We start from the raw sequence: 19,328 nt of genomic DNA, 5'->3' as shown, positions 1-19,328 counted from the left end.
CTCAGCGTCGTTTAGCGCGCCGAAATCGCTCAGGAGCGCAGGTCGTAGAGCCGTTCGGCGTAGGCCAGGTCGTCGCGCCACAGCCGGGTAGCAGCCTGACTCATCAACGGTTTGATCAACGGGGCGGCGATCAGCCCCTTGCCGAAGTGCCGGCGGTCGGAGTGCGCCACCACGGCCTCCACCACCGCCGAACGCGGCCGCCCGTCGGGGCCGGGCCCCACGGGCGTGGCGTGGGTTTCGACGACACTGCCCTTGCCCTCGCCGTCGACGATGCGCATCACCACGGTGCGCGGGGCGGGTGCGGTGAACTCGGCGACCACCGGCACGCCGAGCCGTCCCATCCGGAAGGTCACCTCGACGACGAACTTGTCCTCGTCCTCGGGCAGATCGTCTTCGGCCGGCGGCGCACTGAGCACCCGAAGCTGCGTGAAGGAGTACGGGTGAAACCATGCGCCGTGCCACGGATCGAGCCGATTGGACACGATGTCGGCCGGCTCGCAGACGCCTTCGAGCCGGGTTACCGCGGCGATCGACGGCTCCGGAGGCCGCGGCATCGCCACCGGAGCGTCGGTGGGCTGCCCACCGCCCACCTCGTCGAGGCGGACCCAGCACAGCACGCCGTCGTCGAAGGCGGGCAACGGCTTCCAGGCGCCATGGCGCTGATCGCCCAAGCGCAGACCGTGCCACGGGCACACCAAAGTGCCGCAGTGCACCGGCGCGGTCGCCAGGTCGGCACCCAGATGCGGACAGGCCCGCGGCGCGACCAGCAGCCGACCGTCGACGCCCCGCCAGGCCACCAGCTGGCGACCACCGACCGAGGTGCCCAACGCCTTGGTGGTGATCGAGGAGCTCGCCGCAAAGGTGAACCAGTTGCCGCCGGGGCGACGCTGCGCCCGGATCAGCGCGGAGCGGATCAACGCCGGGTTGGCATCGGCGTAGGACGGCGTCTGCGCCGCCCAGTTGGTGGCCGCAATGACCTGGAACGGAAAGGCTTCGGCCAGACGCTTGCGCCACTGACTCATCGGCGATCCCCCGCCAGCCGGCGCAGCAGCGACGAGCGCCCCCGGTTGGGCACGGTGTGCAGCGCATGTCCGGCCAGACCGAATCCGCCGAGCAGCTCGTTGGCGGCGGTCCACCCCGTGGTGGCCGCCCGTTCCATCAACGCGACCGGCAGGTCGATGCGAATGCCGTCCCCGGCCAGCTTGACCCGTGGCTCGGGGGTGGCCACCGTCGGCCGGACGGCGAAGTCGCCCGGCGCGAACCGCGGGCAGTCCTGGCGGCGCAGCACCCGCTGGTCGACGATGGTCGCGTCGGCGGTCTCGGGATAAAGCTCGTGCATCCGCTTGATCAGTGCGTCACACACCACGTCGTCGGCGTCGGTCACCGAGTACGCGTGCAGCTCGACCACCGAGCCGCCGGTACGGCCGGCCCAGTCGGCCGCTTCGCGTTCGTAACGTTCCAGCACGCTGATATTGTCCAGCGGCTCTCGCCCGCCTGTCCCGACGAACGCCGAACGATCCGAACGGACCGCGCGGTCCAACCACAATCGCAGCACCACGAACGCCGGCGCCACACCCATCCCCGCCACCTGCTCGCGCCACGCTGTGTCACCGAGCGTCGGCGAGGCCTCCACCAGGCGCTGCAGTCCCGCGACGTCGGTGGCCAGCACGGCGGCATCGGCCTCGAAGTCACCGGCCGAACTACTCACCGTCACCTGCTCCCCCACGCTCAGCTGGTGTGCCTGCACGCCGGTGTGGAACGACACCCCGCGGGTGGACAGATAGTCGCGTAACGGATTCCACAGCGCCACATCGAAGTTGGCGTTAGCGACGTCGAATATCAGGCCCTCGCTGGAGCCCAGGAAATAGATGTGGAACATGGTGACCAGCTCACCGGCCGACAGCTTCTCGGGGCGGGCGAAGAAGCTTCGGGCGAACACCTCGAACGCCAGATGCCTTGCAGCGTCAGGGAATCGAATGTCGCGCAGGAAGGTCGCCGCGTCGCGGTGGTCGAGCAGCTCATAGGTCTCGGGTACCGACACAGCCGCCAGGGGCGCGGCCGCCTTCGCGTCCAGACGCACCAGATCGCGCATCCGGAAAGTGGGGCTGCGCAACGCGAACGCCAGCGCGTTCAGCGGTGGTGTCTGAGGCAGCCCACGGAAGGTGTCGCGCCGTCCGTCGCCGTCGATCAGCGGATAGTCCTCGACCGGGCTCAGCGCCGCCAGTGTCGGGTCGCTGCGCTGCAGCAGCGCCCGCAAGTTGTAGTACTGGCGGAAGAACGCGTGGAAACCCCGGTTCATCGCCGTAGGTGACCCGTCGGCCAGCCGGTCCGACCAGCCGCCGACACGCCCGCCGAGGTAGTCGCAGCGCTCCACCACATCGACGCGGACGCCGCGCTCGGCCAGACCGGTAGCCGCAGCCAGACCGGCGATACCGCCACCGACCACCACCGCGTTGGGCCGCTGGCCGTCGGCGCGCACCGCGGTCAAACCCGGCCGGCCCGGCCACTTCTGCCGACGCCGGTCGCTCACAGGTTTCTCACCCTCAGACACTCCCGAATCGAAGCCTGTTCGCCCACGCTTTCCCGAGCCCGGCGACCGCCACCGCCAACCGGCGCGGCTTACCCACCGTCGCACGGCGACCGAAGATCTCGAAGTCGATCGCCTCGATTCGGTCCAGGATCTCGGAGTACAGCGTCAGCGCCGACGCCACACAGGGTCGTGAACATGGCGCCAGCTCGTCGATGCCGGGACGGGCCGCGTCGTAGACCGCGCGGGTGATCGCGTGCTGCTCGGCCAGCGCGGTACGCACCCGGGTGTCGCTGCGGCCCTCGCGCTGACACCACAGCAGCAGGTCGCGGTCGACCCCGTGGGCGGCCAGTTCGTCGGCGGGAAGGTAGATCCGGCCGCGGCTCAGATCCTCGTCGACGTCCCGGATGAAGTTGGTCAGCTGGAACGCCTTGCCCAGCGCAGCGGCGTACGGGGCGGCCTCCTCGCGCGGGCCGACGGTGCCCAGCACCGGCAGCATCTGCAGCCCGATCACCTCAGCCGAGCCGTACATGTAATGCTCCAGCGCCGCTCGGTCCGGGTAATCGGTGACGGTCAGGTCCATCCGCATCGACGCCAGGAAGTCGTCGAACAGGTCCCAGCTGATGTCGTACGTGCGCGCGGTGTCCACCACGGCCCGCAGCGTCGGGTGGTCGTCGCACGGCTCGTCCTGCACGAGCGCGGCGAACAGCCGCTTGGACAGCTGCTGCAGTTCGTCGGCGCGCTGCTCGACGTCACGCTCGTCGAACTCGTCGAGGATGTCGTCGGCACCGCGGGCAAACCCGTAGAGCGCATGGACCGCGGGACGCTGCCGGGGCGTCAGCAGCCGGGTCGCCAGGAAGAACGTCTTGCCGTGGGCGGCGTTGATGTCCCGGCACTGGCGGTAGGCCTCGCGTAACGACGGTTCCCGGACCCCTGCGGCGTCGAGCTCTGAGCTGATCATCAGCGGTGGACCTCCGTGGTGGAACGGACAGCGGTGATCCCGGTGATCCGGTCGGCGGCCAGCCGGCCGGACAGGATCGCGGTCGGAACTCCGACACCGGGAACAGTCGAGGACCCCGCCAGCACGACGTTGTCGACACCGCGCACGGTGTTGGCGGGACGGAACGGACCGGTCTGAGAAAAGGTGTGCGCCAACGCAAACGGACTGCCGGCTGCCATCCCCTGACGCCCCCAGTCCGACGGCGTCACCACCTGCAGGATCTCGGCATCGTCGCCGACACCGGGCATGCGGGTGCGCACCGCGTGCAGCATCTGCTCGGTGTACTCCGGGCCCGACGAATCCCAGTCCACGGTGCCGACCTCGGTGTTGGGCGCCGGGGCCAGCACATAGAGCAGGTCGCGGCCGGCCGGCGCCAGCGACTGGTCCCCGGCGGTGGGACGGGTGACCAGCAGCGACGGATCACGCATCACCCGACCGTCGTCGATGATGTCGCGGAAGGTGTCGCGCCACGCATCGCCGAACAGGATGGTGTGGTGACCGGCCTGCTCCCCCACCGCAGCACAGCCCACGTGGGCCACGACCGCCGACGGGGCGGCGCGCAGCTTGAGCGGACGTCGCGGCGTGCGGCGCAGCAGCCGGTAGGTGTCGGGCAGTTCGGTGGTCAGCAGCACCGCGTCCGCGGCGTAGCGTCGGCCGTCGGCGGTCCGTACCGCGGTGGCCCGCGGTCCACTGAATTCGAGTTCGGAAACCTTTGCGTCGTAGACGAATTCGACTCCTGCGCGCGTGGCCGCGGCGGCCATCGCGTCGGGCAGCGCCCGCATGCCACCATCGGGGAAGTACACCCCGGCCACTGTGTCCATGTAGGCGATCACCGCATACACCGCCAGCGCGCTCTGCGGCGGCACCCCGGCATAGAGCGCCTGAAAAGTGAACACCCGCAGTAACCGCTCGTCGTGCAGGAACCGCCGCACCACCGGCTCCCACCGGCGGAACGCACCCAACGCCACCAGCCGGGCCAGCTGCGGGGTCAGCAGCGACAGCGGCGAGTCGAAGTTGTTGGCGATGAAGCCGTCGAACTCGGTGCGGTACAGCTTGGTCAGCCAATCGCGCAGCTTCAGGTAGCCGTCGGCCTCGCCGCGACCGGCGAACCGCTCGATCTCCGAAGCCATCGCGGCGGCTTCGGTGTGAACCGCCAACTCGCTGCCGTCGGCGAACTTGGCCCGATAGGCGGGGTGAACCTGTTGCAGTGCAAGGAAATCTGCGAGCGAGGCACCGACGGCGGCAAACGCGTCGTCGATGATGTCGGGCATGGTCAGCACGGTGGGGCCGGTGTCGATGCGGTAACCGTTGATGTCGGCGCGGCCCACCCGCCCGCCAGGATGACTGCCGCGTTCGAGCACCGTGACCGCGCGACCGCGCCCGGCCAGCTGCATGGCCGCCGACAGCCCGGACAGTCCGGCTCCCACGACGACGATGCGGTCGGTCTTTCCAGCGACGGTGCGCATCATGCCGCCCGCTGGGTGCAGGCGACGGCCATCTCGGCCAGTGCGAGGCGGGGAAGATCGGGGATGTCGGCCCGGTCGAGGTAGTCCATGGCCAGCCGATGCCGTTCGCCGATGCGTTCCTCGATCCACTGCACGGCGCCGCTGGCCACGATCAGCGAACGCCACCGTTCGATGGCGGCGGCGTCGAGTTCCGAGGCGCTCATCAGGTCGGCGAGTTGACCGCGCAGACCGGGACCGGCCAGTTCGTAGGCGGCGACGATGACGCTGGTCGCCTTCCCGGCCTCCATATCGGTACCTGCCGACTTACCGGTCAACGACGGGCTGCCGAACACCCCGAGCACGTCGTCGCGCAGCTGGAACGCTTCACCGATGGCAGCGCCGTACCCGGACAGCGCCAGGATCACCTCGGGGTCGCAGTCGGCCATCGCCGCGCCGATCTCCAGCGGGCGGCGCACGGTGTAGTTGCCCGACTTGCGCCGCAGCACGTCGAGGACCTCGTCGAGGGTCGGGAACGCGTGCGAGCTGTTGACCAGGTCGGAGAACTGTCCGACGGCCAGTTCGACACGCATGTCGTCGTAGCGCGGCCAGACCCGGGTCAGTGCGTCGCGGTCGACCCCGCTGTCACGCAGCATCTGCTCAGCCCACACCAGGCACAGGTCACCGAGCAGGATGGCCGCGGACTCGCCGAAGCGCTCGGCAGAGCCGCCGAGCGCGTGCTCGCGGTGCCAGCGCGCGAACACCACGTGCGCGGCAGGCCGCGCCCGCCGCAGGGTCGACGCATCCATCACGTCGTCCTGGATCAACGCGAACGCGTGCAACAGTTCCAAGCTCGCCGCGGCGCGCAGCGCGGCGTCGTCCTCGGCGGCGCCGCACAGCCATCCCAGATACATATAGGTCGACCGCACATACTTGCCGCCTTCGACAAAGTCACGCAGCAGCGCCGGAGATACGTCGACATGCGCATCGCCGAGCCGTTCGAGACATTCACGGTGGACGAAATCGACCAGATGGGCACGCACCGCGGCACGCACGTCGTCACGCCAGACCGCCAGTTCGGCGGCGCCGGCCCGCCACCGGTTCGGGGCCGCCACGGTCGCCCGGGATCGCTCACCGCTGTTCAAGGGCATGCTCCTTCTGGTCGCGCCGCTCGTAGGCAGAACCTGTTCCTGCGGAGCATTCGGAGCGGTCGGCACCCCGGATGGGTCGGAATTCAGACAGCTTCTGCGAGAACTTCCCCGACCGTCTCCGAGACAGCGCCGCTCTGCCGAGCGCGCCATAGGACGCTTGTACCCACTTCTGACGATTTTGCACGACGAAGTCACCCGGTGCGGGCAGAACCGGAGACAGCAAAGTTCGTAGTGCGCAAGTATTTTCCGTCGACCAGGAGCGCTACCCGCAACCGAGCCGTATATTGCGCTGATGGCAATTACCGAACCGACACTGCCACAGGTTGGCGGCAAGGGTTTGCAGGCCGGCGCGCTGGGGCTGGTCGGAAACGTCGTCATCGGCCTGGCGGCGGTCGCACCCGCCTACAGCCTGGCGGCGACGTTGGGTTACGTCGTACTCGCTGTGGGCGACAAGGCCCCGGCCATGTTCGTGCTGGCGTTCATCCCGATGCTGCTCGTCGCGTTCGCCTACAAGGAGCTCTCCCAGGACACCCCGGACTGCGGGACCACGTTCACCTGGGCCACCAAGGCGTTCGGGCCGTGGATCGGCTGGATCGGCGGCTGGGGCCTGGCGGTGTCGGCGATCATCGTGCTGGCCAATGTCGCCGAGATCGCCGCGATCTATCTGCTGAACTTCCTCGGGTTGACCGGACTGGCCGAGAACGTGTTCGCCAAGGTCGGGCTCGGCTGCTTCTTCATCCTGGCGATGATGATCGTCTCGGCCCGCGGCATCGTGATCAGCGAGCGCATGCAGAACGTGCTGATCGCCATCCAGTTCGGCGTGCTGATCGTGGTCAGCGTCATCGCGCTGGTGCGGGTCTACTCGGGAACCGCAGGCGCACAAGCGATCATGCCGCAGCTGTCGTGGCTGTGGCCCGGCGGGTTGGATGCCTCGTCGATCGCCGCGGCGATCATCCTGTGCATCTTCATCTACTGGGGCTGGGACGCGTGTCTGGCCGTAGGCGAAGAAACCAAGGACCCCGGCCGCACACCCGGAATCGCGGCGCTGGTCACCACCGTCATCCTGGTGTGCACCTACGTGTTGGTGGCTTTCGCGATCCAGTCCTTCGCCGGATTCAGCTATGTCGGCATCGGCCTGAACAACCCGAACAACACCGACGACGTGCTGACCGTGCTCGGCGGCCCGGTGGGCGGGTCGATCGCCGCGTCGGCCCTGCTGCTGACCGTATCGGTGTCGGCGTTGTCCTCGACGCAGACCACCATCCTGCCCACCGCCCGCGGCACCCTGTCGATGGCGGTGTACGAGGCGCTACCGAAACGTTTCGCCTCCGTGCACCCGCGCTACATGACACCGGCTTTCGGCACCATCGTGATGGGGCTCTCGGCGTTGTTCTTCTATCTGCTGCTGACCCTGCTGTCGGAGAACGCGCTGGCCGACTCGGTGGCCTCGCTGGGTCTGGCGGTCGCGTTCTACTACGGCATCACCGCGTATGCCTGCGTGTGGTACTTCCGCAAGTCGTTGCGGCAGTCGGCGCGCAACCTGTTCTTCCGCGGCATCCTGCCGCTGCTGGGCGCGCTGGCCATGACATGGGCGTTCTTCCAGAGCGCCTACGACATGATCAAGCCCGACTACGGGTTCACCGCCTTCGGCCCGGTGGGCGGAGTGTTCGTACTCGGGGTCGGGATGCTGGTGCTGGGCATCCCGCTGATGCTGGCGTGCTTCGCGTTCGGTACCAAGAGGTTCTTCCGCGGCGAGACCTTGAACGCCGACACCGAAGTCAAGGTTCCCGACACCTACTGAGAGTGAGAAGTCCATGCATCTGACCGTGGGCTACCTGGCGACTCCGACCGGCGACGACGGTGTCGCCCTGGCCACCGCACTGGCGCAAACCTTCGACGCGTCGGTCGATGTGCTGCTGGTGGTGCGGGAGGAATTGCCCGACGGCCACCCCGGGCGGCTGAAGTACCAGCAGATACTCGTCGAACACGGCGAACAATGGGTGGCACAAGCGATTTCGGCGCTGAAGGCCGGTGGCGTCGACGCCCGGTCGACGGTCACGGTCGCCGAATCGTCGGCGCAGGCGCTGATCGACTTCGCTGTGGAGCACTCGTCGGACCTGATCGTCGTGGGCGGGGCGCGCGACGGCTTCTTCGGCCGGCACACCATTGGGCCGGTGACCAGCGCGCTGCTGCACACCTCGCCGATCCCGGTCGCGCTGGCGCCGCGCGGCTACGCCGAGGACCCCGACGACCGATTCCTGGAAGTGACCGCCGCGGTGCCCACCCGGCCCGGCGACGACAACCCACTGCCTTTTGCGATCACACTGGCCTCGGCCGGCGAGTTGCGGATCCGAATGCTGTCGCTGGTGTCGGCGGAGAATCTGGCCGAGGCCGACAGCGCGCGCGAGGTGCGCGCAATGCAGCGCGAGGCCGCGCTGGAGAACCTGGCGCTGGCTGCCCGCGCGGTACCCGAGTCGCCGGACATCAGCTCGCTGGTGGCCGACGGTATGACGCTGGAATCGGCGCTGAAGAAGCTGAACTGGGAGGACGGCGATCTGCTGGTCGTGGGATCCAGCCGGTTCGCCGCGCCGCGCCGGGTCTTCCTCGGCTCGACCGCGGCGCGCATCCTGGCCGGGGTGGACGTGCCGGTGATCGTGGTGCCGCGCGCGGAGTGACGCGCTGCGTTGCGCGTCCGCGGTCGCGAAAGTGCCTGTGCGGTAGCGCCGCGGGCGCCTCAGCTACGCTGAGTGCACTTTCGCGGCCGTCAGCGCTTGGCGAATACTGTTCGGTGCCAGTCTTTCTCAGCTACGCCGGTGATGTCGCTCATCACATGCTTGATCGACAGGTACTCCTCAAGCGAGTACTGGCTCATATCCTTGCCGAACCCGGAGGCGCCGAAACCACCGTGCGGCATCTCGGAGATGATCGGGATGTGGTCGTTGATCCACACACACCCGGCGTGGATCTCGCGCGAGGCCCGTTGCGCGCGATAGACATCGCGGGTCCAGGCTGAGGCCGCCAGCCCGTACGCGGTGTCGTTGGCTTGCCGCAGCGCATCGTCGTCGTCGGTGAACGAACGCACCGTCAGCACCGGGCCGAAGATCTCGTCGCGCCATACCTCCGAGGATTCCGCCACATCAGCGATCAACGTCGGCCGGTAGAACGATCCCGGCCCGTCCGGTGCGACGCCGCCGGTCACGATGCGTCCACCCTCGCCGGGCGCCCGCGACACCATGGCGGCCACCTTCGACCGGTGCGCTGAGGTGATCAGCGGACCCAGGTCGGTGTCCGGATCCTGCGGATCGCCGACGACGATTTTCGAGAACAGCTCGGCCACGCCCGCCACGAAGTCGTCGTACAGATCAGCAGCGACGATCGCGCGCGTCGCCGCGGTGCAGTCCTGCCCGGTGTTGATCAGCGCACCGGCGACCGCGCCCTGGATGGCAGCGTCGAGGTCGGCGTCGTCGAACACCACGAACGGCGCCTTGCCGCCGAGTTCGAGCTGGGTGCGGTGCCCGTGCGCGGCCGCGGCGGTCATCACCTTGCGCCCCACCGGCGTCGACCCGGTGAACGTCACCATGTCGACCTCGGCATGACCGGCCAGCGCGGTGCCGACGTCGGCTCCGGCTCCGGTCACCACGTTGAGCACCCCGGCCGGCAACCCCGCCTCGGTGGCCAGCCGTGCCAGCGTCAACGTCGTCAGCGGGGTGATCTCCGCCGGCTTGATCACCACGGCGCACCCGGCAGCCAACGCAGGCAACACTTTCCACACCGCCATTTGCAGCGGATAGTTCCACGGGGTGATGGTCGCGACGACCCCGACAGCCTCGCGGCGGATCGACGAGGTGTGATCGGGTGAGTACTCACCGGACGCCTTGCCCTCCAGATGGCGTGCCGCCCCGGCGAAGAAGTCGATGTTGTCGACGCTGCCCGGCACGTCGAACTCGGTCGCCAGCCGCACCGGCTTGCCGGTCTGGCTGACCTCCTCGGCCACCAGCGTCTCGGTGGCCTCGTCGGCCAGCCGGGCCAGCTTCGCCAGCACGGCTGAGCGCTGCGCCGGCGTCGCCCCGGCCCAGTCCGGCAGCGCAGCCCGCGCCGAGGCCACTGCCCGGTCCACGTCGGCGGGTTGAGCCAGCGCGAACTCCGCCACGGCCTGTCCATCGGCCGGGTTGATCACCGTGTGCGTTGCGCCGGCGGTCGTCACCGGCTCGCCGTCGATCCAGCTTCCTGCCATGCCCATGGCCCCACGCTATAACGGCAGTGGGCGGCAATGCTACGCATTACGGCAGCCTCAGCGTCGCGGTACAAGCGATTTCATGGTGACAGTTGCCCTATACGACGGATTCCGTGCACAATCTCTGGCATGGCCAACCCCGGGGTCCCGCACGCCGTCGGCCCGGTGTCGTTCCGTGTGAACACCTCCCGACCCGGTGCCGCGTTCCCCCTCGACGAGCTGTCCAAAGCGATCATCGAGAAACTGCAGCAGGACGGCCGGCGCTCCTACGCCGGTATCGGTAAGGCCGTCGGCCTGTCCGAGGCCGCTGTGCGCCAGCGGGTGCAGCGCATGGTCGACGCCGGGGTGATGCAGATCGTCGCCGTCACCGATCCCATGCAGCTCGGCTTCGCCCGCCAGGCCATGATCGGCATCAAGTGCACCGGTGACACCACCAGAATCGCCGAACAACTGGCCGGGATCGACGCCGTCGACTACGTCGTGCTGACGGCCGGATCCTTCGATGCCATCGCCGAAGTGGTCTGCGAGGACGACGACCACCTCCTGCAACTGTTGAACACCCAGATCCGTGCCCTACCGGGAGTGATATCCACCGAAACCCTGGTTTACCTGAAACTTGTCAAGCAGCAATACAATTGGGGCACTAGATGACCATCATTTCCGAAACCTCCGAGACCGCGATGTCGGGCTTGTCGGCCAAAGCCAACCGCCACCTGTGGGGACACTTCGCCCGCCACGGCGCCGGCATCACCCCGCCGATCATCACCCGCGGCGAGGGCGTGCACATCTATGACGACAAAGGGCGTCAGTACATCGACGGCCTGTCCGGGTTGTTCGTCGTCCAGGTCGGCCACGGCCGCGGCGAACTCGCCGAAGCGGCCGCCAAGCAGGCTGAACAGCTGGCGTTCTTCCCGCTGTGGTCCTACGCCACCCCGACGGCGGTCGAACTGGCCGAGCGGCTGGCCGGCTACGCGCCCGGCGACCTCAACCGGGTCTTCTTCACCACCGGCGGCGGTGAAGCCGTCGAAAGTGCGTGGAAGCTGGCCAAGCAGTACTTCAAGCTGACCGGCAAGCCCGGCAAGCACAAGGTGGTCTCCCGCTCGATCGCCTATCACGGGACCCCGCAGGGCGCCCTGTCGATCACCGGCATCCCGGCGTTCAAGGCGCCGTTCGAGCCGCTGGTTCCCGGCGGCTTCCGGGCCCCGAACACCAACTTCTACCGGGCGCCCGACGCCTACGCCCACGACGAAAAGGTGTTCGGACGATACTGCGCCGACCGCATCGCCGAGGCCATCGAGTTCGAGGGTCCCGACACTGTCGCCGCAGTCTTCCTCGAGCCGGTGCAGAACGCCGGCGGCTGTTTCCCGCCGCCGCCGGGCTACTTCGAGCGGGTCCGCGAGATCTGCGACGAGTACGACGTGCTGATGGTCTCCGACGAGGTCATCTGCGCCTACGGCCGGATCGGGTCGATGTTCGCGTGTCAGGATTTCAACTACGTGCCCGACATCATCACCTGCGCCAAGGGCATGACCTCGGGCTACTCCCCGATCGGCGCGATGATCGCCAGTGACCGGCTCTTCGAGCCGTTCAACGACGGACACACGGTGTTCGGCCACGGCTACACCTTCGGCGGACACCCGGTGTCGGCGGCGGTGGCGCTGGCCAACCTCGACATCTTCGAACGCGAAGGGCTCAACGACCACGTCAAGGCGAACGCGCCGGCGTTCCGGGCGACCCTGGAGAAGCTCTACGACCTGCCGATCGTCGGCGATGTGCGCGGGGAGGGCTTCTTCTACGGCATCGAGCTGGTCAAGGACAAGGCCACCAAGGAGACGTTCAACGACGAGGAGTCCGAGCGGCTGCTGCGGGGCTTCCTGACCCCGGCGCTGTGGGAGGCCGGGCTGTATTGCCGCGCCGACGACCGCGGTGATCCGGTGGTGCAGCTGGCCCCGCCGCTGATCAGCGGGCAGGCGGAGTTCGACGCGATCTACGACGTGCTGCGCGCCGTGCTCACCGAGGCCTCCGCGCGGATGTAGGTGTCAGCCGGCGTCGACGGAATCGTCGCCGGAGGTGGCCACCCGGGCCAGGTAGGACGGGTGGCGCCGCATCGCTTCCTCGAACCGGGAGCGGCGCTGCGATGCCCGCCGGGCCGCGTGCGCCTGCAAGTCGATGACGGCTGCGCCGAGGTGCTTCGTTGTCATCTCGTCGACCTTCCGAAGGAACCGGCGGATGCCGGCTGCTGTCCTTTGAGCATGCGGTGAAACCCTGTGCAACGACGCCGGAACTGCCGTGATGTTGCTGAGAAGTGCCCAAGTTCACACCCTCTCCGCAGGAGTGCCCCGGGTCACATCGCGGCAAACGTCAGGGGCTCTGCAGGGTCAGCACACTGATGTCCGGCGGAGCACCCACCCGCAGCGGCGGCCCCCAGAACCCGGCGCCGCGGGTCACATAGAGCTGGGTGTCGCGCACCGTCGACAGCCCGGCCAGGGCCGGTTGGGCCAGGCCCACGGCGTAGTGGAACGGCCACATCTGCCCGCCGTGGGTGTGCCCGGAGAGCTGCAGATCCACCCCGCGCTCGGCAGCCTCGCCGACCTGGACGGGCTGGTGGGCCAGCAGGACGGTCGCGCTGTCGGGTACCACGCCGCGCAGGGCGCGCTCGAGATCGGGGGGATCTGAGCGCGACGCACCGGCCAGGTCGTTGATCCCGGCCAAATCGAAGCCGGCGCCACCGCGGCGGATCCTGGTGTGTTCGTTGCGCAGCGGCTGCAGACCGAGGCGTTCGAGCTCGCGCAGCCAGTCCTCGGTGTCCTCGACGAAGTACTCGTGATTGCCGGTGATGAAGAACGCACCCTCGCCCGACACCAGATCCTGCAGCGGAGCCGCCGCCGGGCCGAGTTCGGCGACCGTGCCGTCCACCACGTCGCCGACCACCGCGATCAGGTCGGGTTCGGTCTCGTTGACCATCCGCACGATGCGCTCGGTGTGCGCGCGCCCGAGCAGTGGTCCGAGGTGGATGTCGGCGACCACCGCGATGCGGAACCCGTTGAACGCCGGGTCCAGCCGCGGCAGCCGGACCGGGACCCGCAATATCTGCGGCGGGCCGAGCGCGTTCGCCAGCCCGGTACCTACCAGACCCACGGTCGCCGTGCCGGCCGCGACCGCCGCGACGCGGGACAAGAAGATCCGGCGATCCAACGTGACCGATTCGTCGGGCGGTTCTGCAACCGGACGGCGCCGACGCAGCCACAACGCACGCACCCACCGGATCGGCTCCAGCGCGAGCAGCGTCAGGAACAGGTAGGCCACCACGCCGAACCACAGGTAGCCGGGCCAGGCCAGCCAGCGCGATTCGGCGACGTCGAAGACCCGCGGCACGAACAGCGCCGCGACCAGCAGCACCAGCAGCCCGGCCAGCACCAGCGAGCACCACCAACGCGCCCGGCCCGGCCGCGTCGTGTCCTTGACCATGCGTTTCCACACGTAGACGTGCATGAGGCCGAGGATCGAGCCGAGAATCAGAATGAACATGCACGCCCTTGCGGATCGACAGTGGTCCCACAGCCTATGCGGCATCGAGATCTCGGTACGGACGCCGACGCCGCGTGGCTCCCCGGGTTGGCCCCCGAAATCGCCTAATCTGCGCACACCATGGGCACTTTCCGGACGTTCGCGACCCGCGCGGCGGCGCTGCTGACCGCACCGATGATCGTCGCGCTGCTCACCCTCGCGCCGGTCGCGGGTGCGGACCCCGACGCCTGTCTGTACCGGGAGACCACCCCACCGGCCGTCGACGCGTCCGAGGTCCCCAAGCCCGGCGACCCGACACCGGGGCCCCTGCCGGTGCCGGCCCAGCCGATGGGCGGCGACGCGCTGGCCGGCTGCGGAGTGATCACCGCACCGGACACCCCGCCGGTCCCCGGTGACGTCTCCGCCGAAGCCTGGCTGGTCGCCGACATCGACAGCGGTGAGGTCATCGCCGCCCGCGACCCGCACGGCAGACACCGGCCGGCCAGCGTCATCAAAGTCCTCACCGCGATGCAGGCCATCCGTGATCTGCCGCTGCACAAGGTGGTGCCCGGCACCGCCGAGGACGCCGCGCAGGAAGGCACCAAGGTCGGCGTCGGCGAAGGCGGCTTCTACTCGATCAACGACCTGCTGCACGGCCTGCTGATGTACTCCGGCAACGATGCGGCCTTCGCGCTGGCCCGCCAGATGGGCGGCATGGAGGCCGCGCTGAACAAGCTCAACGGACTGGCCAACAAGCTGGGCGCGCGCGACACTCGGGTCGCGACGCCGTCGGGCCTGGACGGACCGGGCATGAGCACCTCGGCCTACGACGTCGGCCTGTTCTACCGGTACGCGTGGCAAGACCCGGTGTTCAGCGACATCGTCGCCACCCAGTCGTTCACCTTCCCGGGCCGCGGCGAGGGCACCTATCCGATCGAGAACGACAATCGGCTGCTCAAGCATTACCCCGGGGCGTTGGGCGGCAAGACCGGTTTCACCGACGACGCAGGTCAGACCTTTGTCGGCGCCGCCGAACGCGACGGTCGCCGACTGGTCGCGGTGCTGCTGCGCGGCAGTCGTCAGCCCATTGCCCCGTGGGAGCAGGCCGCACGACTGCTCGACTACGGCTTCGCGACACCTCCGGGCACCTCGGTGGGCACGCTCGTCGACCCCGATCCATCGCTGGGCGGCCTCCGGCAAGACCCGGCCGCAGCCACCACCACCAAAGCCAACGCCGTACTCACCGATGTGGACGCGATGCCGGTACGAGTGGGCGTCGGGGTCATCGGCACGGTGGTGGTGTTCAGTCTGATCATGGGTGCCCGGGCGCTCAACCGCCGTCCTCAGCGCGGCTGACAGCGCCGCGCCGGCGAAGACGCGACCAACTCAACGCGCCCACCGCGCCGGCCAACGCAGCCGCGGCCGCCTGCCACGGCGCCAGACCGGGACGGGTGATGATGCGATTGCGGATCACCGCCGGGCCCGGCGCGGGGACCGGTGCCTCCTGCACGTTCTCGGGCATCGTCGCCGCCCAGGCGGTGGCGAAGAGTACCAACCGCGCGGTGATGTAGGCGAACACCATCAGACCCAGGACCGGGCCGAACGTCGCCCCCGCCGGGCCGGTGACCACCGAGCGCAGGTAGATCGCGGCCACCAGTTTGAAGATCTCGAACCCGACAGCGGCGATCAGACCCGCACGCACGCTGCTGCGAAAGCTCACCGATTCCCGCGGCAGGCGGGCGATCAGGAAGGTGAACAACAGCCATGACACCAGCACCGACACCCCGATGGACGCGATGCGCAGCCCCAGCGATAGCCCTGGCGCGTCGGTAAGACCGAACCAGCCCAACACGTTTCGCATCACCGACATGTTGCCCAGCGCGGTCAGCGACACCGTCACCACGAGTGCAGCGAACACCGACAGCAGCGCCAACAGGTCGGAGACCTTGGTACGCAGGAACCCGGGGAGCTCGTTGCGATACAGGCCCCACATCTGGCTGAGCGCCTCGCGCAGGTTGGCCATCCACCCCAGCCCGGCCCACGCTGCGGCGGCCAGACCGATGATGCCGACCGAGGTGCGCGAGTCGATCGCCGACTCCATCAGTTCGGCCAGCTGCTGACCCATGTCACCGCCGACCGCCGAGCGGATGCGGTCCTGCAGGCTCATCAGCAGCTCGGGCTGGCTGGCCAACACGAAACCGCCGATCGCGAACCCGACCATCAACAGCGGGAACAGCGCGAAGATGGTGAAGTAGGTGATACCGGCGGCGTAGAAGTCGCCCTTGGCCTCGTTGTACCGGCCCTGCGCCCGCATCACGTGATCGAACCAGGGCATCCGTGCGCGCAGGCGGTCCATCAGGCCCGGGTTCTCGACGGTCTCGGACGGACGCTCCGATTCAGTCATCCGTCCCCTTCGCTCCTGGTCAGTCGGCCACGCGCGACCGCGGCGCTAATAAACCTAGCCGGTCATATACCCTCTGCAGCGTCTGTCCAGACACCTCACGCGCCCGCTGCGCGCCGCTGGCCAGCACGCTCTGCAGTTCGGCCGGGTCGCTGAGCAACTCGTCGACGCGGGTCTTGATCGGAGTGACGAACTCGACCACCGCCTCGGCGGTCTCCTTCTTCAGGTCTCCGTAGCCGCGGCCGGCGTAGCCCTCGACCAGGGTCCCGACATCGACTCCGGTCACCGCGGACTGAATGGTCAACAGGTTCGACACGCCGGGTTTGGCGTCGGGGTCGAACCGGATCTCGCGCTCGCTGTCGGTGACCGCCGAGCGAATCTTCTTGGCTGTCTTGGCCGGGTCGTCGAGCAGGCTGATCAGCCCGGCGTCGGTGGCCGCCGATTTGCTCATCTTGGCCGTCGGATCGGCCAGGTCGTAGATCTTGGCGGTCGCCTTCGGGATCATCGCCTCCGGCACGACAAACGTATCGGGGAATCGCGCGTTGACGCGCTGGGCCACGTCACGGGCCAACTCCAGATGCTGACGCTGATCCTCACCGACCGGCACCAGCTCGGTGTCGTAGAGCAGCACGTCGGCGGCCATCAGCACCGGGTAGGTGAACAACCCGACGGTCGTCGACTCGGCGCCCTGCTTCTGTGACTTGTCCTTGAACTGCGTCATCCGAGACGCCTGTCCGAAACCGGTGAAACAGCCGAGCACCCAGGCCAATTCGGCATGAGCGGGTACATGGCTCTGCACGAAGATGGTGGCGCGTGCCGGGTCCACCCCCAGCGCAAGGTACTGCGCGGCGGTGGCCAGGGTGCGGCGCCGCAAGGTCTCGGGGTCCTGGGCGATGGTGATCGCGTGCAGGTCGACGACGCAGAAGTAGGCGTCATTGTCAGCCTGCAGTTGCACCCACTGGGCCACTGCGCCCAGTGCGTTGCCCAGATGCAGGGAGTCGGAGGTGGGCTGGGCGCCGGAGAACACGACGGGCTTGGCTGTGCTGCTCATGGTGCCGCCCATCTTCTCAGAACCCCCGCTTCCGGGTGATTTCGGCGCGGTCGACGCCGCTGAGCGTCGTAAAGCGCGCCGAAATCACGCGTAGTGGACGGTCACCGGGCAGTGATCCGACCAGCGCAGCGCATAGGCCTTCGGTCGCTCGGTTCGCGCGGTGATCATCCGCTGCGCCAGACCCGGAGTGGCCAGCTGGTAGTCGATGCGCCAGCCGGCGTCGTTGTCGAACGCCTTGCCGCGCCACGACCACCACGCATAGGGGCCGGGCACGTCGGGGTGGGCCCGGCGCACCACGTCGACCCAGCCGCCGGCCAGGAGGTCGGTCACCCACTGGCGCTCCTGGGGCAGAAAGCCGGACTTCTTGACGTTGCCGCGCCAGTTCTTGATGTCGTTCTCGGTGTGGGCGATGTTCCAGTCCCCGCACAGCACAGCCTCGCGTCCCGACCCCATCAGCTCGGCCATCCGGGCGCCCAGCGCAGCCATGAACCGCTGCTTTTCAACCTGCCGGTCGGTGTCAGCCTCCCCGGTGGGGACATAGACGCTGCCCACCGTGACACCGGCGGTGTCCACCTCCAGATAACGGCCGTGCAGTGCGAATTCCTCGTCACCACAACCGATTCGGATCGCATCGAACGAGGTGCGCGACAGCACCGCAACGCCGTTGCGGCCCTTGATGTGCGGCGGCGCCGAAGCCACGTGCCATCCGTCGGCCAGCGCCGGGGCCAACGCGTCGGCCAGCTGCTCGTCGTCGGCGCGGGTTTCCTGCAGGCACACCACGTCGGCCACCGTCTCGGCCAGCCAGGCCAGTAGACCGAGGTTGTCCTGTGAGCGCTGCTTGACCGCAGCGCGGACCCCGTTGACGTTGATGGTGCTCACCGTGATGGGACGTGTCACGGGCCCGACCCTAGAACACCGGATTCTTGCGGTACCGCCGGTATCACCTTAATGTCGGGCGCATGGCACAACGCGAGCCGATCCACCTGGGTTCCGGCGAACCGATCCTGCTGCTGCATCCGTTTCTGTGCTCCCAGAACGTCTGGCGCACCGTGGCCGGGCAACTGGCCGAGACGGGCCGGTTCGAGGTCTACGCACCCACCATGGTCGGACACCACGGCGGCAGAAAGTCGCACACCTGGCTGCTCGACACCCACGCTCTGGTCGACGATGTCGAGCAGCGGATGGACGAGCTGGGCTGGAAGACCGCCCACATCGTGGGTAACTCGCTGGGCGGCTGGGTCGGCTTCGAGTTGGAGCGGCGCGGCCGGGCCCGCACCGTCACCGCGATCGGTCCGGCCGGCGGCTGGTCGCAGCATTCGGTGACCAAGTACGAGACCGTGCTGAAGTTCATCCTGGGCGGTCCCGCGCTGATCGCCGCGCGTCTGCTCGGCCCGCGCATCCTGAAGCTGCCCGGCGCGCGCCGGCTGGCGACACTGGCAGTCAGCGGACCCGCCGACGGGCCCGATGACGCCGACCTGCGCGATCTCATCCTCGACGCCACGCACTGCAGCGCCTACCTGCAATTGCTGGTCAAGACGCTGCGCCTGCCCGGCCTGCTGGAGCTGGCCAGCCTCGGCGCGCCCACCCAGTTGGTGACGTGCGAGAAGGATCGAGTGTTCCCGGCGCCGCGCGGGCACCGCTACTTCCTGCAGCACATGCCCGAGGACACCAAGATGGTCAAACTCGACGGCGTCGGCCACATCCCGATGCTCGAAGCCCCCCGCGTGATCACCGATCTGATCGCGTCATTCGTCGACGAGCACACCGCGCCGAGCACCGCCACCGGTAGCTGAGCGCGCGCCTCCCACCTGCGGCGACGACAACCCGCTGGCAGTTTTCGCGGGTCGTGCGATAACCTTCGTTTCGGTCATGAGCGCCAGCGTCAAGCCCCGGCTCGCTGGCCGGCAACCCTCCAACCGCGGTGGGGTGCCCCGGGTGATGACCAGGTTGAGTAGCCGCACCTGGCTATAAGGCAAGCGCGGGTCCGCCGTGAAACGGGCCCCAGTTTCATGGAG

The 19,328-nt window shown here is 68.5% G+C and carries 17 protein-coding genes and 1 riboswitch; of the genes, 6 read left to right on the top strand and 11 right to left on the bottom strand.

All coding sequences use genetic code 11. The features are described from left to right. Window positions 1–29 precede the first annotated feature (29 nt). From KXD98_RS05930 to KXD98_RS05910, 5 genes are read right to left on the bottom strand one after another with little or no spacing between them, the layout of a single operon-like run. Entirely contained in the window at window positions 30–1,022 is a 993-nt protein-coding gene (locus tag KXD98_RS05930; protein WP_260762368.1) for a DUF5914 domain-containing protein, read from the bottom strand. Continuing rightward, entirely contained in the window at window positions 1,019–2,530 is a 1,512-nt protein-coding gene (locus tag KXD98_RS05925; RefSeq protein ID WP_396882524.1) for an FAD-dependent oxidoreductase, read from the bottom strand. Before KXD98_RS05925 ends, KXD98_RS05930 begins: the two co-directional genes overlap by 4 nt. Before the next feature lie 13 nt (window positions 2,531–2,543). Then, entirely contained in the window at window positions 2,544–3,488 is a 945-nt protein-coding gene (locus KXD98_RS05920; protein ID WP_260762366.1) for a phytoene/squalene synthase family protein, read from the bottom strand. After that, window positions 3,488–4,993, bottom strand: a complete 1,506-nt coding sequence (gene crtI / locus KXD98_RS05915) for a phytoene desaturase family protein (RefSeq protein ID WP_260765009.1) — start codon at window positions 4,991–4,993, stop codon at window positions 3,488–3,490. The genes KXD98_RS05920 and crtI overlap by 1 nt, the downstream gene beginning before the upstream one ends. Beyond that, window positions 4,993–6,120, bottom strand: a complete 1,128-nt coding sequence (locus KXD98_RS05910) for a polyprenyl synthetase family protein (RefSeq protein WP_396882521.1) — start codon at window positions 6,118–6,120, stop codon at window positions 4,993–4,995. Before KXD98_RS05910 ends, crtI begins: the two co-directional genes overlap by 1 nt. A 292-nt stretch (window positions 6,121–6,412) precedes the next feature. On the opposite strand from KXD98_RS05910, the gene KXD98_RS05905 reads away from it, so the two are divergent. Both KXD98_RS05905 and KXD98_RS05900 read left to right on the top strand, forming a co-directional pair. Then, window positions 6,413–7,921, top strand: a complete 1,509-nt coding sequence (locus KXD98_RS05905; protein WP_260762363.1) for an APC family permease — start codon at window positions 6,413–6,415, stop codon at window positions 7,919–7,921. A gap of 13 nt (window positions 7,922–7,934) precedes the next feature. Further along, a complete protein-coding gene (locus tag KXD98_RS05900; protein WP_260762360.1) occupies window positions 7,935–8,795 on the top strand; it encodes a universal stress protein in 861 nt (286 codons plus the stop codon). 89 nt (window positions 8,796–8,884) lie between these two features. Here KXD98_RS05900 and KXD98_RS05895 read toward each other — a convergent pair whose 3' ends face one another. After that, window positions 8,885–10,360, bottom strand: a complete 1,476-nt coding sequence (locus KXD98_RS05895; RefSeq protein WP_260762359.1) for a gamma-aminobutyraldehyde dehydrogenase — start codon at window positions 10,358–10,360, stop codon at window positions 8,885–8,887. Window positions 10,361–10,483: 123 nt separating this feature from the next. Here KXD98_RS05895 and KXD98_RS05890 point away from each other — a divergent pair, with 123 nt between their 5' ends. Both KXD98_RS05890 and KXD98_RS05885 read left to right on the top strand, forming a co-directional pair. Further along, window positions 10,484–11,005, top strand: a complete 522-nt coding sequence (locus KXD98_RS05890; RefSeq protein WP_260762357.1) for an Lrp/AsnC family transcriptional regulator — start codon at window positions 10,484–10,486, stop codon at window positions 11,003–11,005. Then, window positions 11,002–12,390 carry an aspartate aminotransferase family protein gene (locus tag KXD98_RS05885; RefSeq protein ID WP_260762355.1) on the top strand — a complete coding sequence of 463 codons (1,389 nt, stop codon included), beginning with the start codon at window positions 11,002–11,004 and terminating at the stop codon, window positions 12,388–12,390. Before KXD98_RS05890 ends, KXD98_RS05885 begins: the two co-directional genes overlap by 4 nt. 3 nt (window positions 12,391–12,393) lie before the next feature. On the opposite strand, the gene KXD98_RS05880 is transcribed toward KXD98_RS05885, so the two are convergent. Together KXD98_RS05880 and KXD98_RS05875 are read right to left on the bottom strand one after the other, a co-directional pair. Beyond that, complete coding sequence (locus tag KXD98_RS05880; protein ID WP_260762353.1) at window positions 12,394–12,555, bottom strand: hypothetical protein; 162 nt, start codon at window positions 12,553–12,555, stop codon at window positions 12,394–12,396. Window positions 12,556–12,715: 160 nt separating this feature from the next. Next, a complete protein-coding gene (locus KXD98_RS05875; protein ID WP_260762349.1) occupies window positions 12,716–13,882 on the bottom strand; it encodes a metallophosphoesterase in 1,167 nt (388 codons plus the stop codon). A 120-nt stretch (window positions 13,883–14,002) separates the two neighbouring features. Between KXD98_RS05875 and KXD98_RS05870 the strand changes: the two genes are divergently transcribed. Next, the gene (locus tag KXD98_RS05870; RefSeq protein ID WP_260762347.1) at window positions 14,003–15,217 is read left to right on the top strand and encodes a D-alanyl-D-alanine carboxypeptidase family protein; all 1,215 of its coding nucleotides are present in this window, start codon (window positions 14,003–14,005) and stop codon (window positions 15,215–15,217) included. Here the strand turns inward: KXD98_RS05870 and yhjD are convergent. From yhjD to KXD98_RS05855, 3 genes are all read right to left on the bottom strand, one after another. After that, window positions 15,192–16,265, bottom strand: a complete 1,074-nt coding sequence (yhjD, locus tag KXD98_RS05865; RefSeq protein ID WP_260762346.1) for an inner membrane protein YhjD — start codon at window positions 16,263–16,265, stop codon at window positions 15,192–15,194. The genes KXD98_RS05870 and yhjD overlap by 26 nt on opposite strands. Before the next feature lie 19 nt (window positions 16,266–16,284). Then, window positions 16,285–17,313, bottom strand: coding sequence for a tryptophan--tRNA ligase (gene trpS, locus KXD98_RS05860; protein WP_260762344.1), 1,029 nt, complete (start codon window positions 17,311–17,313; stop codon window positions 16,285–16,287). An 84-nt stretch (window positions 17,314–17,397) separates the two neighbouring features. Next, window positions 17,398–18,198 carry an exodeoxyribonuclease III gene (locus KXD98_RS05855; protein ID WP_260765007.1) on the bottom strand — a complete coding sequence of 267 codons (801 nt, stop codon included), beginning with the start codon at window positions 18,196–18,198 and terminating at the stop codon, window positions 17,398–17,400. A 74-nt stretch (window positions 18,199–18,272) separates the two neighbouring features. On the opposite strand from KXD98_RS05855, the gene KXD98_RS05850 reads away from it, so the two are divergent. After that, window positions 18,273–19,106, top strand: a complete 834-nt coding sequence (locus KXD98_RS05850; RefSeq protein ID WP_260762341.1) for an alpha/beta fold hydrolase — start codon at window positions 18,273–18,275, stop codon at window positions 19,104–19,106. Between the two features lie 72 nt (window positions 19,107–19,178). Further along, window positions 19,179–19,298: riboswitch (SAM riboswitch) on the top strand. The last annotated feature ends 30 nt before the right edge of the window (window positions 19,299–19,328 follow it).

This window comes from Mycobacterium sp. SMC-4, from assembly GCF_025263265.1.
In the GTDB taxonomy this organism is placed as follows: domain Bacteria; phylum Actinomycetota; class Actinomycetes; order Mycobacteriales; family Mycobacteriaceae; genus Mycobacterium.
Note: the sequence above shows the minus strand (reverse complement) of the source record. Positions and strands in the feature narration are given on the sequence as shown.

Bases quoted from the DNA above. Each gene is read 5' to 3' on its own strand.
- KXD98_RS05930 (WP_260762368.1), bottom strand. From the start codon at position 1,022: ATGAGTCAGTGGCGCAAGCGTCTGGCCGAAGCCTTTCCGTTCCAGGTC.
- KXD98_RS05920 (WP_260762366.1), bottom strand. From the start codon at position 3,488: ATGATCAGCTCAGAGCTCGACGCCGCAGGGGTCCGGGAACCGTCGTTA.
- crtI (WP_260765009.1), bottom strand. From the start codon at position 4,993: ATGCGCACCGTCGCTGGAAAGACCGACCGCATCGTCGTCGTGGGAGCC.
- KXD98_RS05910 (WP_396882521.1), bottom strand. From the start codon at position 6,120: ATGCCCTTGAACAGCGGTGAGCGATCCCGGGCGACCGTGGCGGCCCCG.
- KXD98_RS05905 (WP_260762363.1), top strand. From the start codon at position 6,413: ATGGCAATTACCGAACCGACACTGCCACAGGTTGGCGGCAAGGGTTTG.
- KXD98_RS05900 (WP_260762360.1), top strand. From the start codon at position 7,935: ATGCATCTGACCGTGGGCTACCTGGCGACTCCGACCGGCGACGACGGT.
- KXD98_RS05895 (WP_260762359.1), bottom strand. From the start codon at position 10,360: ATGGGCATGGCAGGAAGCTGGATCGACGGCGAGCCGGTGACGACCGCC.
- KXD98_RS05890 (WP_260762357.1), top strand. From the start codon at position 10,484: ATGGCCAACCCCGGGGTCCCGCACGCCGTCGGCCCGGTGTCGTTCCGT.
- KXD98_RS05885 (WP_260762355.1), top strand. From the start codon at position 11,002: ATGACCATCATTTCCGAAACCTCCGAGACCGCGATGTCGGGCTTGTCG.
- KXD98_RS05880 (WP_260762353.1), bottom strand. From the start codon at position 12,555: ATGACAACGAAGCACCTCGGCGCAGCCGTCATCGACTTGCAGGCGCAC.
- KXD98_RS05875 (WP_260762349.1), bottom strand. From the start codon at position 13,882: ATGTTCATTCTGATTCTCGGCTCGATCCTCGGCCTCATGCACGTCTAC.
- KXD98_RS05870 (WP_260762347.1), top strand. From the start codon at position 14,003: ATGGGCACTTTCCGGACGTTCGCGACCCGCGCGGCGGCGCTGCTGACC.
- yhjD (WP_260762346.1), bottom strand. From the start codon at position 16,265: ATGACTGAATCGGAGCGTCCGTCCGAGACCGTCGAGAACCCGGGCCTG.
- trpS (WP_260762344.1), bottom strand. From the start codon at position 17,313: ATGAGCAGCACAGCCAAGCCCGTCGTGTTCTCCGGCGCCCAGCCCACC.
- KXD98_RS05850 (WP_260762341.1), top strand. From the start codon at position 18,273: ATGGCACAACGCGAGCCGATCCACCTGGGTTCCGGCGAACCGATCCTG.